This is a genomic window from Streptomyces sp. NPDC029139 (assembly GCF_055564335.1).
This window is the reverse complement of the sequence record NZ_JBVHWN010000002.1, coordinates 70,580-85,674: the sequence shown is the minus strand read 5'-3', so window position 1 is coordinate 85,674 and position 15,095 is coordinate 70,580. Positions and strand designations below refer to the sequence as shown.

Below are 15,095 nucleotides of genomic sequence, written 5' to 3'. Positions count from 1 at the left end.
GTGGGGTGGGTGGCGTGGTTGTTTTGGGTTCTTGTTGGGGGGTGTGTGGGTCCTCTCTCCCCCCCCCCCCCCCCCCCCCCCCCCCCCCCCCCCCCCCGCACCCGGGACGCCACCGCGCCCCGGCTCATCCGGCACTCGCCCACCCGGTACGGCTCACCGCACCGGAGTGAAGTCCCGTGCCCCGATGAACTCCGGTCGCCGCACGGGCGCCGCGAACGGCTCCACCGCCGTGTTCTCCACGCTGTTGAACACGATGAAGACGTTGCTGCGCGGGTACGGAGTGATGTTGTCGCCCGAGCCGTGCATGGCGTTGCAGTCGAACCAGGTCGCCGACCCCGCCCGGCCGGTGAAGAGCCGGATGCCGTGCGCGTCGGCCAGTCGCGTCAGCGCCTCGTCGGACGGCGTGCCCGCGTCCTGCATCTGGAGCGAGCGCTTGTAGTTGTCCTTCGGGGTGGCGCCCTCGCAGCCGAGGAACGTCCGGTGCGAGCCCGGCATGATCATCAGGCCGCCGTTGGTGTCGTGGTTCTCGGTCAGCGCGATCGACACCGAGACGGTTCGCATGCGCGGCAGCCCGTCCTCCGCGTGCCAGGTCTCGAAGTCCGAGTGCCAGTAGAAACCGGAGGCACCGAAGCCCGGCTTCACGTTGATCCGCGACTGGTGGACGTACACGTCCGAACCCAGGATCTCGCGGGCCCGGCCCACCACCCGCTCGTCGCGCACGAGCCGGGCGAAGACCTCGCTGATCCGGTGGACCTCGAAGACCGACCGTACGGACTTGGTCTTCGGCTCGACGATCGCGCGCGGGTCGGAGCGTACGGCGGGATCGGCGATCAGCCGGTCGAGCTCCCGCTTGTACACCGCGACCTCGTCGTCGGTCAGCAGATCGGGCTCCGCGAGGAAGCCGTCGCGCTCGAACGTCTCCAGGCCCGGGGCGTCGCTCCACACCACCGGGTCCCGGCGGGGCGTGAGCACCTCCTCGGCGCCGCGCGTGGGATACAGGTCCGTCAGTACGTCGGTCATGTCAGCCCTCCTCGGTGAGCAGCGGGTATACCCCGTTCTCGTCGTGGTCCTCCCGGCCGGTGACCGGGGGGTTGAAGACGCAGACGCAGCGGAAGTCGGTCTTGGGCCGCAGAGTGTGCCGCTCGTGACCGTCGAGCAGGTACATCGTGCCCGGCTCGATCCAGTGCGTCTCGCCGGTCTCGTCGTTCGTCAGCTCGGCCTCGCCCTCGACACACAGGACGGCCTCGATGTGGTTGGCGTACCACATGGACGTCTCGGTGCCCGCGTACAGCACGGTCTCGTGGAGCGAGAAGCCGACGCGCTCCTTGGCGAGCACGATCCGCTTGCTCTCCCACGTGCCGGAGGCGGCCCGCACATGGCGCTCGGTGTTCTCGATGTCCTTGAACGATCGGACGATCACAGTGAGTCGATTTCCCTTCGTCTACGGGTGGTTCAGACGGTCTCGCGGACCGCACGGGACAGCGTGCGCAGCCCCTCGTCCAGCTCCTCCGGGCTGATGGTCAGCGGCGGGAGGAGCTTGACGACCTGGCTCTCCGGGCCCGAGGTCTCCAGCAGGAGGCCCAGCTCGAAGGCGCGCGCGCAGACCTTCGACGCCCGCGACCGGTCGGCGAACTCCAGGCCCCAGACCAGGCCCCGGCCCCGGTAGTGCGCACCGTCGGCGGAGTTCTCCTCGCAGAGCGCGAGGAGCGCCTGCTCGACCTGCTCGCCGCGGCCCAGGGTCTGCTTCTCCATCTGGCCGTCGGCCCAGTAGGCGTCGAGGGCGGCGGCCGCGGTGACGAAGGCCGGGTTGTTGCCGCGGAAGGTGCCGTTGTGCTCGCCCGGCTCCCACACGTCGAGCTCCGGCCGGAACAGGCAGAGCGACATGGGCAGGCCGTACCCGCTGATCGACTTCGACAGCGTGACGATGTCCGGGGTGATGCCCGCCTCCTCGAAGGAGAAGAAGGCACCCGTGCGGCCGCAGCCCATCTGGATGTCGTCGACGATCAGCAGCATGTCCTGGCGCCGGCACAGGTCGGCGAGCGCCCGCAGCCACTCGGCCCGCGCCACGTTGATGCCGCCCTCGCCCTGCACCGTCTCCACGATCACGGCGGCCGGCTTGTTCAGCCCGGAGCCCTGGTCCTCCAGGAGCCGCTCGAACCAGAGGAAGTCCGGGACCTGGCCGTCGAAGTAGTTGTCGAACGGCATCGGCGTGCCGTGCACCAGCGGGATGCCGGCGCCGGCCCGCTTGAAGGCGTTGCCCGTCACGGCGAGCGAGCCCAGGGACATCCCGTGGAAGGCGTTGGTGAAGGAGACCACCGACTCGCGGCCCTTCACCTTCCGCGCCAGCTTCAGCGCGGCCTCCACCGCGTTGGTGCCGGTCGGGCCCGGGAACATCACCTTGTACGGCAGGGAGCGCGGCTTCAGGACGACGTCGTGGAAGGTCTCGAGGAAGGTGCGTTTGGCGGTGGTCGCCATGTCGAGACCGTGGGTGATCCCGTCCCGCTCCAGATAGTCGATCAGCGCCCGTTTCAGAACGGGATTGTTGTGGCCGTAGTTGAGCGAACCGGCGCCGGCGAAGAAGTCGAGGTACTCGTGCCCGTCCTCGTCGGTGAGGCGGGCCCCCTGCGCGCGGTCGAAGACGGTGGGCCAGCCACGGCAGTAGCTGCGCACCTCCGACTCCAGGGTCTCGAAGACGCTCAGTTCGGGCGGGGTGATGGTCACAGCGATGCTCCCGTGGAGTGGAAAGGGCCGATGCGGTGCAGTACTTCGGGCAGATGGTCGGCGCCGTCGGACGCGTCGGGGAACAGGTCCCCGTCGAAGAGGACCTCGCGCTCCAGAGGGAGCCCGTGTCGTGCGGCGTAGGCGGCGAAGAGCCGGCCGGAGGCCGTGTTGTCGGGGGTGACGGTCGTCTCGAGGGCCTCGGGGGCGACCCGCGCGGTGAGCGCGTCGAGAAGCACCCCGGCCAGGCCCCGTCCCCGGTGCTCCGCGTCGACGGCGATCTGCCAGACGACGAGGGTGCCCGGACGGTCCGGGCGCATGTAGCCGGTCACGAAGGCGACCGGCTCGCCGTCGGCGCCGCGCGCGACCAGCGAGGTGGCGGCGAAGTCGCGGCTCCACAGCAGATAGCTGTACGGGGAGTTCAGGTCCAGTACCTCGGAGTCGCGGGCGATGCGCCACATCGCGGCTCCGTCCTCCACGCGTGGGCTTTCCAGAGTCATGGCTGCTTGTGCTGCGGTCATGGCGAGGAAATTTACCGAGCAATTTCTCGGATTGCATGTGGCCGTGGGGTGGGAAGGCGGCGCGTGATGTGTTATTCGCGCGAGCGCGGATCACTGCCGTTCTGTCCGGTTATATCCGGGCAAAAAGGGTGCGATGTGGAGTCGATCACAGGGTCGGAACGCGAGACGGACGCTGATGAAATCTTAGCGTTTAGGGTCGCTGATCGCGGGCAGAAGAAGTGCGGAAGGTGTACCGGGAATTCGCGCGGAGAATGCACTTCGATATTCCGTCCGTATTCACGGGTGAGAATATCTGGGAAGCGACGGATCGAATGGCCCCGCAATCCCGGGAATCCGATGGGCGGCATTCGCACGGATGTGGGTCGCGGGCATACGGAACGGGCGGGGCCACCGGCCCCGCCCGCTTCGTCCGAGTTCGCCGGAGGCGCTGGGCCGTGTCCGGAAGGTCCCGCCTGGCCCGCGACGCCTGGCCCGCACCCCCCGTAGCCCTTCCGGCACGGGAGGTGCCCCCCGCTGCGTTGTCGGATCGCCCGAGTACGCCCAGTACGAGGGCGGCCCTCCGCCTTGCCGTCGCACGCACCGGACGCCGCGGGCCCTGCCCTGCGGGCGGACGGCGCTACTTTCCGGACACGGCCTAGCTCCACGCCTCCGTCACCGCGCGGCGGGCGGCCTCGAGGTTCACCGCGTGGCCCGCCTCGCCGAGCGCGGCGCCCAGGGCCGCCAGCGAGGACTGGACCGCGCCCGGCGTCGCGTCCACGCCGTAGTGGTTGACCCGGATCATCTCCGTCGACAGCGCCCCGCCGCCCGCGATCAGCGGCAACGACGGGTCGGCCGCCAGCGCCTTCGCCACCAGCTCCGAGGCGTCCACACCCGCCGGGGTCCGCAGCGTCGTCGCGACCGGGGCCGCGTCCCGCGCCTCGTGGACGTACGGCCGCAGACCGCCGCCCAGGGCCAGCGCGCCCGCCCGGGTCGCCGCCGCGGCGGCGGCGTGCCGCGCCATCAGCGCGTCCAGGCCCTCGGCCTCGATCCGCTCCACGCACGCCTCGAGGGCCAGCATCTCCAGCTGCGCCGGCGCGTGCGGCAGCGCCTTGCGGCCGCCGTCGATCCAGCGCTCCCTCCAGTCCAGGAGGGAGAGGTAGGAACGGCGCGGAGCCCCCGGGTTGGCGGCGAAGCGCTCCCAGGCGCGCTCGCTGACGGAGACCGCCGAGACACCCGCCGGACCGCCCATCGCCTTCTGCGCGCCGACGATGCACATGTCGACGCCCCACGCGTCCGGCAGCACCGGCTCGGCGCCGATCGACGCCACCGCGTCCAGGTAGAACAGCGCGCCGTGCGCCCGCACGACCTCACCGATCTCCGCGACCGGGTTGGTGTTGCCCGTCGCCGCCTCCGCGTGCACCAGCGACACGAAGTCGATCTCCGGGTGCTCGGCCAGCGCCTGCTCCACCTGCGCGGCCGTCACCGCCGTGTGGAAGGGGACCGCGAGGTCCACGACCGTGGCCCCGCAGTCCCGCAGCCAGCCCCCGAAGGTCTGGCCGTACGGTCCCGTGACGATGTTCAGCGCGGTCGAGCCGGGCCGTGCCCCGCTGCGGATGCACCCCTCCAGGGGCAGCAGCGCCTCGCCCTGGGTGATCACCACGTCCTGCTCGGTCGAGAGCAGCGCGGCGACCCGCCGCTCGATCGACGCGAAGTGCGCGGCGGTCAGCGGGGCCAGGTCCAGGAGCGGGTGTGTCACGGTCACGGCGGTGCCTTCTTCGGATCAGTTCGACGCAGCCGGAGCCGCGGGTGGGGCAGGGGGTGCAACTCGGTTCAGGGTACCGAGCGGTACCCCGGGCGGCCCGTACCGCGGGGGTCCGTACGCCGTGGTCCGGGACGTGGAGATCGACGAGGGACCGCCCCGCCCGGGGGGTCACCCGCCCCTCGTAGAGTGCAGACATGAGCGATCGCGTGGTGCTGCATGTGAAGGGGCGGGTGCTCGTCGGCCCGGAGGACGTACGGGACGAGCTCTGGGCGGTCGACGGCCGGATCACGTACACCCGGCCCTCCGGCGACGCCCTGACCGTGGAGGGCTGGGCCCTGCCGGGTCTCGTCGACGCGCACTGCCATGTCGGCCTGGACCGGCACGGCCCGGTCGACGACGCCACGAGCGAGAAGCAGGCGCTGACCGACCGGGACGCGGGCACGCTCCTGATCCGGGACGCCGGTTCACCGGCCGACACCCGCTGGATCGACGACCGCGAGGACCTGCCGAAGATCATCCGCGCGGGCCGCCACATCGCCCGGACCCGCCGCTACATCCGCAACTACGCCCATGAGATCGAGCCCCCGGAGCTGGTGGCGTACGTCGGACAGGAGGCCCGGCGCGGCGACGGCTGGGTCAAGCTCGTCGGCGACTGGCTCGACAGGGAGGCGGGCGACCTGGGCGCCTGCTGGCCCCGCGCCGAGGTCGAGGCGGCGATCGCCGAGGCCCACAGGCTGGGCGCGCGCGTCACCGCGCACTGTTTCGCGGAGGACTCGCTGCGGGACCTGGTGGAGGCCGGCATCGACTGCATCGAGCACGCCACCGGGCTGACCGAGGAGACGATCCCGCTCTTCGCCGAGCGGGGCGTCGCGATCGTCCCGACGCTCGTCAACATCGCCACGTTCCCCCGGCTCGCGGAGGGCGGCGAGGCGAAGTTCCCGCGCTGGTCGGCGCACATGCGACGGCTCCACGAGCGCCGGTACGACACGGTCCGCTCGGCCTACGACGCGGGCGTCCCGGTCTTCGTCGGCACGGACGCGGGCGGCTCCCTGGCCCACGGCCTGGTCGCGGCCGAGGTCGAGGAACTGGTCAAGGCCGGCATTCCCCCGCTCGACGCCCTCTCGGCGACGGCCTGGGGCGCGCGGGAGTGGCTCGGCCGTCCCTCCCTGGACGAGGGCGCGCCCGCGGATCTCGTCGTCTACGCACAGGACCCGCGGGCGGACGTCCGCGTGCTCGCGGCGCCGCGGCGGGTCATCGTGAACGGCCGCGTGATCGGCTGACCTCCGCCGAGGTTGCGGGCCCCCTGCCGTCGGCAGCGGGCCCGCCCCCTTCAGGCCGTCGCCCGTCAGCGCGTCAGGAACGCCAGCCGGGCCTTCTTCTCCGGGATGAAGACCTCGGGGAGGTCCACCTCGGGCAGGACGACCTCCGGGCCGAGCTCGAAGCCGGACCGGACGAGCAGGCCGATCGCCTTCTCGTTGGCGGCGTCCGGCTCGCCGACGATGCGGGTGCGGCCGCCCGACAGCGTGAAGTCGATCAGCGCGGTCAGCAGACCGGCGGAGAAGCCTCGTTCGGGGGCGGCCGTCGGCGCCAGGAAGAGGTGCACGCCGATGTCGCCGGGGAGCACGTCGTAGCACTCGCTGACGCGATCGGCCTCGGGGTCGTACGTCTGGAAGAGCGCGACCGGCTCGCCGTCGCGGCGGACCAGGAAGCCGTGGTGCGTGGTGAGCGAGTCGAGGTGCGCGTAGATGTCCCGCACCTGCTCGACGGTCGTCCCGCCCATGCCCCAGAACAGGGCGCGCTCCTCGTTGACCCAGCCGTGGATGAGAGCGGCGTCGCGGTCCGGGTCGACGGGGTCGATCCGGACGGTGCCGAAGCCCTCGACGGTCTGGAGGTGGACGGGCTCAGTCATGCGGGAACTCCTTGGTGAGGTGGTGCCAGTCGGTGGTGACGGGGGCGAGTTCGCCCCGCAGCCACAGGGGGAGTTGGTCACGGTGGTGGGGCTCACCGGCGACGCCGGACGCGCCGAACGGCACGACCCAGAGGCTGTTGTCGCGGTCGGCGAGATCCCAGACGTAGCGGGCTGCCGAGGCCCGGGCGCTGCGGTCGGTGAAGCCGGGGACGCTGGACGTGGACAACACGCAGTCGTGGTCCCCGCCGAGGCCGGGCCACTGCGCGTCGTCCTCGTCGGGGAGCGCCTGCCAGGGGGCGAGCCGGTGCGTCACGCCCCAGGCGGGCGGCTCCTCCCCGGCGGCCACCTCTTCGAGGGCCGCCCGGACGATCTCCGCGATGTCCTCGGCCGGTACGGGGCCGGAGACCAGCAGCGTCTCCAGCGCGAAGGCCACGCGCGGCCCGAGGGCGAGCCAGGGCTGGAACAGCGCGGGGTGCGGTGCGGGCTCGCGCAGCGCCGCGAACGCCGGATGCCCGGCGACGCGTCGCACGACGGCCCCGCGCACGGCGGCGTACAGCCCGGCGTCGACGCTGTCGGCGTCCATCCGCCGGTCCCAGGCGAGCAGCCGCGCGCGGACGGCGGCCGCGCCGACCGACAACGCGGCGCTCCCCTCGGCGGACAACGCGGCGCTCCCGTCGGCCGACAACGCGGCGCTCCCGCCGGCTGCCGGGGCCTGGCGGGACACCCCGCCCTCGCCGGGCGGCGGGCCCGCGGGGGCGGGCTGAGCACGGTCGGCGCTCCGCGCTGCCCGGCCGGCCGGTTCACCGTCGCCGGACGGGCCGTGCCCGCCGGATGCCTGGCCGGCCGGCCCGCCATCGGTGGACGCCCCGCCCTCGACGAGCCGATGGCCCGAACCGGTCCCGTCCGGGGAGGTCTCGGACAGGCGGCGGATCGCGTCCAGGAGACGGGTCGCCGAAAGGTTGGCGGTGTCCGTGTGGACGGTGGGCATCGCCGCCGGCGTCCAGGACGTCGAGCCGTCGAGCAGGGCGTCGATCCGCGAGGCGCGGTGGGCGGGGGCGAACTCCACGCCCAGCGGGGCCGCCAGGCCCCGGGCGTTGGCCATGACGGCATGGCCCTCGACCTCCGCGCGGGGCGTCGGGGCCGGGCCGTCCCGCCAGGTGTGGGCGGGCTCCCAGGCCGGGACCACCCGGAGGGAGTTGGCGCGGTCGCGTACGGGCACGTACCCGGCGACCCGGTGCAACAGCCCGCCGTCCACGTCCGCCGCCTGGAGGACGTTGACCGGCTCGACCCAGCCGTCGACCGCGCGGTCCACGTCCGCGACGGTGCGGGCGGAGAGCAGCGCGGGCAGGACGCCGAAGCCCAGCTCGCCGGTCACCCGCGGCGGATGCCGCAGACTGATCGCCTCCCAGAAGCCCGCGGTCCCACTCCCGCCCGCGCCGGAGGACCCCACGGCAGAGCCGGAACCCGCCTCCACGCCGATGATCACCGGCCCCCGCTCGGTCTCGATCACCTCGATCTCCACCGGCTCCCCGCCCGCGACCTCGACGGACTCCCGGTGGACCGAGGCCGCGCGCCAGCCGTCCGGGCCGAGGGCCTCCACGCCGCCGTCGGCGGTCCGCCGCAGCCGCTCCCGGTACAGGTCCTGGTAGTCGGCCATCGCGTTGGTGATCGCCCAGGCGACCCGCCCGGTGTGCCCGAAGTGGGCGAGGCCCGGGACGCCCGGCACGGCGAGGCCCAGCACGTCGTACTCCGGGCACGCGAGGCGGATCTGCTGGTACACCCCGGGCGCCTCGATGAAACGGTGCGGGTCACCCGCCACGATCGCCGCGCCGCTCGCCGTACGGTCACCGCAGACCACCCAGCCGTTGGAGCCCGCCGTCCCCGGCCCGTCGGTGGCGAACAGCTCCGTCCACTCCTCGCCGAGCCGGCGCGCGACCTCCTCCCGCCACAGCTTGGTGGGGAAGCCGGCGAAGAGGATGTGGGTGGAGAGCCAGACCGCCAGCGGCGTCCACGGCTCCCAGCGTCCGGGCGCGAGGCCCGTCGTCGCGAACTCGGGTGCCCGGTCGGCGCCTTCCGGCAGACCCGCGTTGACCCCGTCCACGTACGCCCGCACCCATCGCGCCGTCCCGGCGTCCAGCCGCTCGAAGCAGCGGCGCGCGGTGTCGGCGAGCCGGGCCTGCCGTACGAAGGTGTCCCAGCCGGTCTCGCCCGCGCCGAGGAACGACGCCGTGGTGCCCTGCGCCCGGTGCCGCTCCACCTCCAGCTGCCAGGCCCGGTCGACCGCGGTCACCCGCCCCTGGGCGAAGGTGAGTTCCTCGGGACCGGCGGCTCTCAGGTGCGGAATGCCCCAGTCGTCCCGGTAGACCTCGATGCTCAATCCGATCCCGATCCCGTCCGTGCTTCTTAGGTTAGGCTGACCTAAATTAATCTACAGGTTCGCAGGGGAGGAGAGCGCGGTGGGTCATGGCTGGGAGGGTGTCGTCCTCAAACTGTTCCGGGGGCGCGACTTCACGTTCACGGTGACCGGGGCCGAGCAGGTCACCGAGCACTACCGCCGGGTGCATCTCACCGACGGCGGTCTCCTCGCCGCCGCCGGGGTCCACCCGACGATGTGGGTACGGCTCTGGTTCGAGACCGCGGGCAAACCGCACCAGCGCGCCTACACCCTGGTCGACCCCGACCCCGACGCCGGGACCTTCAGTCTGGAGTTCGCCCTCCATGACGGCGTCGCCAGCGACTGGGCCCGCGCCTGCGTCCCCGGCGACACCATCGAGGCGACCCTGCAGGGCACCGGCTTCACCGCCCCGGAGCCGCGCCCCGGCCGGATGCTCGTGATCGGCGACCCGGCCTCGCTGCCCGCCATCAACTCCCTGCTCGACTCCGCACCCGGCGTTCCGGCCACGCTCTGGTTCGAGACCTCCCACGACGCCGACGAGGAACTGCCGCTGCGGCTCGACACGGACCACCACGAGCTCCGCCGGGTCCCGCGGCAGGGCGGCGGCACGGCGCTCGTCGAGCGCGTGCGGGCCGAGCTGCCGGAGCTGCTCGGGAGCGACCCGTACGTCTGGATCGCCTGCGACACCGCGACCACCCGCACCCTCGCCTCGTACGTACGCAAGGAGCTCGCGCTCCCCAAGGAGCGGGTCCACTCGCTCGGATACTGGCGTGCCTCCTGACCGGATCGCTCCGCCGGGGCGTCGGGTTGACCGTCCGTTACCCCGCGACGGCTCACCTCGTTGATGCACTTCACGTGTGCGCCCCGCGTGAGGCGCAACACGCGGGGCGTGCGGGAACGAGTGTGCCGAAAGAATCGAATATGGGCACGGAAACCCTCCTTTCGAGTGAACTCACGCCAGGTGTCCGCCGGTTCACTCTCCGTGCGTAAAGATTCCGGTGTCTCAAGTCGCCGACGCCGTGCCGACCCCGTGTCCCCGTGGCGAGCGGCCGGCGACGCCATGTCTCTTGTGGGGGTTCCACCATCGTGAACAGCGACACCTTCCGTATGCCCGTGCGCCGTACCGCGGCTGCCGCGACCGTCACGGCCCTGGCCCTCGGACCCGTTGCCCTCCTGGCCCCCGCGGCGCACGCCACGGGTGGCGAAGGACGCGCGACCGCCGTCGTCCTGCGGACCGGCCTCGACGTCTCCCTGCTCGGCAAGACGGTGAACGTGCCGCTGCGGGCCTCCCTCAACGAGGTCGAGGCGCCGCAGAGCGAGAACTCCACCGCCCTGACCGTGAAGGTGGAGGGCGCCGAGAACGGCCGGCCGATCGACGTCCTGCGCGCCGATGTCGCCACCTCCAAGGCCACGGTCGACGGGCGGAAGGCCGAGGGGCACGTGAACCTGGTCAAGGCGCGGGTCCACGTCCCCGGCATCCGGGCGCTCTCCCTGATCGAGGTCGAGAAGGTCACCTCCACGGCGGTCTGCGAGGCCGGCAAGCAGCCGGTCGCCACGTCCAACGTCCTCGGGCACGTGACCGTCTTCGGCAAGAAGACCACCCTGTCCACGGGCGGACGGACCAAGGTCACCGTGCCGGGCGTCGGCGAGGTGACCCTCGACCTGTCCCGTACCTCCACCACCTCGCGCACCGCGGCCGCGACCGCGCTCGAACTGAAGGTGGACGTCGACCCGCTGCAGCTCGGGGTGGCCCAGGTCAACGGTGTGGTGACCCTCGCCGAGGCCACCTGCGAGACGCCCAAGGGCACCAGGCCCACCGAGAAGCCGACCGAGAAGCCCTCGGAGCGGCCGAGCGGGCAGCCCTCGAAGGAGCCCTCGGCCGAGCCCACCGACGACGCCGGCGGCGTGGAGACCCAGAACGGCGGCTCCGGCCCGGCCGACCAGAACCTCGCCGCGACCGGCGGCAGCTCGATGACGCCGTACGTGGCCGCCGGCGCGGCCGTCCTGCTCGGCGCGGGTGGCGGCGCCCTCGTCCTGGCGCGCCGGCGCGCCCGCGGCTGACCGACCCGAGGGGGGCCTCAGGGGGAAACGGGAAGGGAGGCGCAGGGCGGTGGTGACGACACCGCCCTGCGCCTCCCGCCCGTACGCGGCCGACAGGGCCCGCTCAAGAACAGCTGATCCGGGCCGCCTTGAAGGGCAGCTCGGATCAGCAGCCCTGATCAGCAGCCCGGAAAGGCAGCTCGGATCAGCAGCCCCGGATGAGCAGGGCCTGGTCCAGGGCCTGCAGGAAGCGGTTCGTCGTGGCCCGGTCCCGCACCGCCAGCCGGAGCCAGTTCCTGTCCAGACCCGGGAACGTGTCGCCGCGCCGCGCCGCGAAGCCCAGCGCCCGCAGCCGTTCCCGCACCTCGTCCGCGCGATCGATCCGGATCAGGACGAACGGGCCCTCCGCCGCCTCGACCGCCCGGACATCGTCGAACTCCGCGAGGCCCGCCAGCAGATGCGCCCGCTCCACCCCGATCCGGTGCGCCGCGTGCTCCGCCTCCGCGAGCGCCGCGCGGGACATGCACGCCTCCGCCGCCACCAGCGCCGGCGTGGACACCGGCCACAGCGGCTGCGCCCCGGTGAGAGCCGCGATGGTGTCCGGCGGCGCCAGGACATAGCCGATCCGCAGGCCCGCGAGACCCCAGGTCTTCGTCAGGCTCCGCAGCACGACCAGACCCGGTACGTCCGTCCGCCCGGCCAGCGACTCCCGCTCGCCCGGCACCGCGTCCATGAACGCCTCGTCCACCACCAGCGTCCGGCCGGGGCGCGCGAGCGAGGCGATCGTCTCCGCCGGGTGCAGCACCGACGTCGGGTTCGTCGGGTTCCCGATCACCACCAGGTCCGCGTCCTCGGGGACCGCCGCCGGATCGAGCCGGAAGCCGTCCTCCTCGCGCAGCAGCACCCGGCCCACCTCGTGCCCGGCGTCCCGCAGCGCCGCCTCGGGCTCGGTGAACTGCGGATGCACCACCACCGGCCGCCGCGCCGACAGCGCCCGCGCGAGCAGCACGAACGCCTCCGCCGCCCCGGCCGTCAGCAGCACCCGGCCCGCCGGCAGGTCGTGCCGCTCGGCGACGGCGGCCCGCGCCGCCCGCCCGTCGGGGTAGTGCGCCAAACTTGTGAGCGAGTCCGCGATCCGCTCGCGCAGCCACTCCGGCGGCGTGTTCGTGCGGACGTTGACCGCGAGGTCGATCAGCTTCTCGTCCCGTACCTCCGCGTCACCGTGGTGCCGCAGATCGTGGACGTCTGTGTGCGCGTGGGAATCCATGGCCGCCGTCGGGTGGTGAGTGGGGGGTGTACGGGGCTCCGTCTGACCAGCGATGTACCCCTGTCCCTGGGGCAACAACCGTACGGCGGAGGCATCTTCGTTCGGAGGAAAGGGGAGGGACCGGGCGATAGCGCACGTGACGCGCCTCGTTTTCCGCTTGGGTACGAGGAGTTCGGCACCCGGACCCGCCGCGAGCAGCGCCGCGGCCTCCGCCACCGACGCCGTCCCCGTCGCCGCCAGCGGAGCCCCCGACGGATGCGGTACGGACACGGCGGCCAGCTCCTCGGCCCCGTACGCCCGCAGAGGCACGCCGAGCCGATCGGCCGCGGCCACGAGGCCCGGCTCCGCCGCCCGCGCCTCCAGCGTGGCCAGCGCCGTCACGTCCGGGCCCGCGAGGCCGGCCTCCCGCAGCGAATCCGTGACCAGGGCGAGGACCTCGTCCACCGACACCCCCGTACGGGCCCCGACGCCGACCGCCGTCCCGCCCGCCGCCGTCCCGACCCCCTCCGGCACCCCGCTCATCGCGTGCCCCACACCAGGAACACGGGGGCCGCCGGGGCCATCGTCGTGGAACCGTCCGGCAGCGCGAGGAGCCGCTGCGACTGCAGCAGCACCCCTTCGGCCGCGAACCCGCACGACTCCAGCGCCGAGCGGACCGGGGTCACCTGCTCCAGAGCCGTCACCGCCACCACCACCGAACGCCGCGCCCGCCGGGCCGCCGTCAGCACGACCGACTTCAGCTCACGTCCGCCGCCGCCGATGAACACCCCGTCCGGATCGGCCAGATGCGACAGCACCGTCGGCGCCGCGCCGTGCACCGCCCGCACCTCCACGCCGTGTCCCGCCGCGTTCGCGCGGATCCGCTCCACCCCGGTCGCCGTCCGTTCGACGGCGACCGCCGCCGCGCCCAGGCGGGCACACTCCACGGCCACGGTCCCGCAGCCCGTGCCGATGTCCCACACCAGATCCCCGACCCGAGGCCCGAGCCGCGCGAGCGCCAGCGCCCGTGCCTCGTACGGCAGCACGGCACCGTCCCCCGCCCCGAACTCCCGGTCCGCCAGCGCCCACTTGCCCGGCCCCGACAGCGGACCCGTCACCACCGGCGGCGGCCCTTCCCCCCGCGACTCGTCGAGACACAGGACCAGGCTCACCCCCTCCCAGGTCCGGCACATCGCCTCCGCCGGCTCCACGCGCTCGAAGCGCTCACGGAACGGATCACCCAGCGCCGCGAACACCACCAGCGTCCGCGACTCCACCCGGTGCACCAACTCCGCGCCCAGCTCGGCGGGGCCCACCCCGGGCCCGGGCAGCACGGCCACCTTCGGACGGGCCCGGCACACGTTCACCGCCCGGTCCAGCGCACTGCCGTACGTCCCCGCGCCGCGCGCCTGCCTGCCGTCCACCACGTACGCGTCGTCCCACGCCAGCCCGAGGCGCGCGAAAGCGAGCCCCACCGCCGTCGGCGCGGGCCGCACCTCCAGAGCCGCGGGCCCGAAGCGCTCCTCCAACGCGCGTACCACCCCGAAGAACCCGGGGTCGCCCAGCGCCCGCACGACCACCCGCGCCCCGCCCCCGGCCACGTGCTTCTCGACCAGGCCGAGCTCCGTGTCCGTCAACGTGTCGCCCCGCACGTCCACCACCGGCGCCGCCTCGCCCGCCCAGGAGCCCACGTCAGCGCCCGCACCGCCACCGATCACCGTGATCACGCGACCAGCCTCCCCACCACGCCGCCGCTGATGTGCGCGGGACGCACACGATCGGATAGCAAGGGCGCATGGCCGTTTTCGTCGCGCTCGGCGCGTTCCTCATGACGCTCTTCGGCGGCTGGACGGCGCAGCGCGTCACCGACCGGCGCCACCTGGTCCTCGGGCTCGCCGGCGGACTGATGCTCGGCGTGGTCGGACTCGACCTCCTGCCGGAGGCGCTGGAGGCCACGGGCGCCACGGTCTTCGGCGTCCCGCAGGCCCTGCTCCTCTTCGTGGGCGGCTTCCTCCTGGCCCACGCGGTGGAACGGCTGCTGGCCGTCCGTCAGGCCGCGCACGGGGTCGCCGCCGACGAGAGAGTGCCGCAGGTCGGACTCACGGCCGCGGCGGCCATGGTCGCCCACAGCCTCATGGACGGCATCGCGCTCGGCGCCGCCTTCCAGGTCGGCGGAGGCATGGGCGCCACCGTCGCGCTCGCCGTCATCACCCACGACTTCGCCGACGGATTCAACACGTACACGATCACCAGCCTGTACGGGAACGCCCGTCGCAAGGCGATCGCCATGCTCGTCGCGGACGCCCTCGCCCCCATCGCCGGCGCCGCGTCGACCCTGCTGTTCACCCTTCCGGAGGAACTGCTCGGCAGCTATCTCGGGTTCTTCGGCGGCGCCCTGCTCTACCTCGCCGCCGCCGAGATCCTCCCCGAGGCCCACCACGAACACCCGGCCCGCTCCACCCTGCTGTGCACGGTGGCGGGCGTGGCCTTCATCTGGCTCGTGGTGGGCGTGTCCGGCGGCTGAT

13 protein-coding genes are annotated in these 15,095 nt (G+C 73.2%); 4 read left to right on the top strand and 9 right to left on the bottom strand.

From position 1 onward, the window contains the following. Positions 1–153: 153 nt before the first annotated feature. From thpD to ACZ4VW_RS04485, 5 genes are all read right to left on the bottom strand, one after another. The gene (thpD, locus tag ACZ4VW_RS04505; protein ID WP_467958344.1) at positions 154–1,020 is read right to left on the bottom strand and encodes an ectoine hydroxylase; all 867 of its coding nucleotides are present in this window, start codon (positions 1,018–1,020) and stop codon (positions 154–156) included. Between the two features lies 1 nt (position 1,021). After that, complete coding sequence (locus tag ACZ4VW_RS04500; RefSeq protein ID WP_329122052.1) at positions 1,022–1,420, bottom strand: ectoine synthase; 399 nt, start codon at positions 1,418–1,420, stop codon at positions 1,022–1,024. A 32-nt stretch (positions 1,421–1,452) separates the two neighbouring features. Continuing rightward, positions 1,453–2,721 (bottom strand): diaminobutyrate--2-oxoglutarate transaminase, encoded by a 1,269-nt coding sequence (ectB, locus tag ACZ4VW_RS04495; protein WP_467958341.1) that lies wholly within the window; start codon positions 2,719–2,721, stop codon positions 1,453–1,455. Continuing rightward, positions 2,718–3,239: a diaminobutyrate acetyltransferase gene (ectA, locus tag ACZ4VW_RS04490; protein WP_467958339.1), complete on the bottom strand. Its 522-nt coding sequence runs from the start codon at positions 3,237–3,239 to the stop codon at positions 2,718–2,720. Before ectA ends, ectB begins: the two co-directional genes overlap by 4 nt. Positions 3,240–3,873: 634 nt before the next feature. After that, positions 3,874–4,974 (bottom strand): pyridoxal-phosphate-dependent aminotransferase family protein, encoded by a 1,101-nt coding sequence (locus ACZ4VW_RS04485; RefSeq protein WP_467959549.1) that lies wholly within the window; start codon positions 4,972–4,974, stop codon positions 3,874–3,876. A gap of 200 nt (positions 4,975–5,174) precedes the next feature. On the opposite strand from ACZ4VW_RS04485, the gene ACZ4VW_RS04480 reads away from it, so the two are divergent. Further along, positions 5,175–6,260: an amidohydrolase family protein gene (locus ACZ4VW_RS04480; protein ID WP_467958337.1), complete on the top strand. Its 1,086-nt coding sequence runs from the start codon at positions 5,175–5,177 to the stop codon at positions 6,258–6,260. A 65-nt stretch (positions 6,261–6,325) separates the two neighbouring features. Here the strand turns inward: ACZ4VW_RS04480 and ACZ4VW_RS04475 are convergent, their stop codons facing one another. Beyond that, complete coding sequence (locus tag ACZ4VW_RS04475) at positions 6,326–6,889, bottom strand: GNAT family N-acetyltransferase (RefSeq protein WP_467958335.1); 564 nt, start codon at positions 6,887–6,889, stop codon at positions 6,326–6,328. Continuing rightward, complete coding sequence (locus tag ACZ4VW_RS04470) at positions 6,882–9,266, bottom strand: penicillin acylase family protein (protein WP_467958333.1); 2,385 nt, start codon at positions 9,264–9,266, stop codon at positions 6,882–6,884. The genes ACZ4VW_RS04475 and ACZ4VW_RS04470 overlap by 8 nt, the downstream gene beginning before the upstream one ends. 79 nt (positions 9,267–9,345) lie before the next feature. Here ACZ4VW_RS04470 and ACZ4VW_RS04465 point away from each other — a divergent pair, with 79 nt between their 5' ends. Beyond that, entirely contained in the window at positions 9,346–10,065 is a 720-nt protein-coding gene (locus ACZ4VW_RS04465; RefSeq protein WP_467958331.1) for a siderophore-interacting protein, read from the top strand. A 305-nt stretch (positions 10,066–10,370) separates the two neighbouring features. After that, positions 10,371–11,345 (top strand): SCO1860 family LAETG-anchored protein, encoded by a 975-nt coding sequence (locus ACZ4VW_RS04460; protein ID WP_467958329.1) that lies wholly within the window; start codon positions 10,371–10,373, stop codon positions 11,343–11,345. A gap of 184 nt (positions 11,346–11,529) precedes the next feature. On the opposite strand, the gene cobC is transcribed toward ACZ4VW_RS04460, so the two are convergent. Beyond that, a complete protein-coding gene (gene cobC / locus ACZ4VW_RS04455; RefSeq protein ID WP_467958327.1) occupies positions 11,530–13,113 on the bottom strand; it encodes an Rv2231c family pyridoxal phosphate-dependent protein CobC in 1,584 nt (527 codons plus the stop codon). Continuing rightward, on the bottom strand, positions 13,110–14,297 hold the full coding sequence (locus ACZ4VW_RS04450; protein WP_467958325.1) for a bifunctional cobalt-precorrin-7 (C(5))-methyltransferase/cobalt-precorrin-6B (C(15))-methyltransferase: 1,188 nt from the start codon (positions 14,295–14,297) through the stop codon (positions 13,110–13,112). Before ACZ4VW_RS04450 ends, cobC begins: the two co-directional genes overlap by 4 nt. A gap of 68 nt (positions 14,298–14,365) precedes the next feature. On the opposite strand from ACZ4VW_RS04450, the gene ACZ4VW_RS04445 reads away from it, so the two are divergent. After that, entirely contained in the window at positions 14,366–15,094 is a 729-nt protein-coding gene (locus ACZ4VW_RS04445; protein ID WP_467958324.1) for a ZIP family metal transporter, read from the top strand. The last annotated feature ends 1 nt before the right edge of the window (position 15,095 follow it).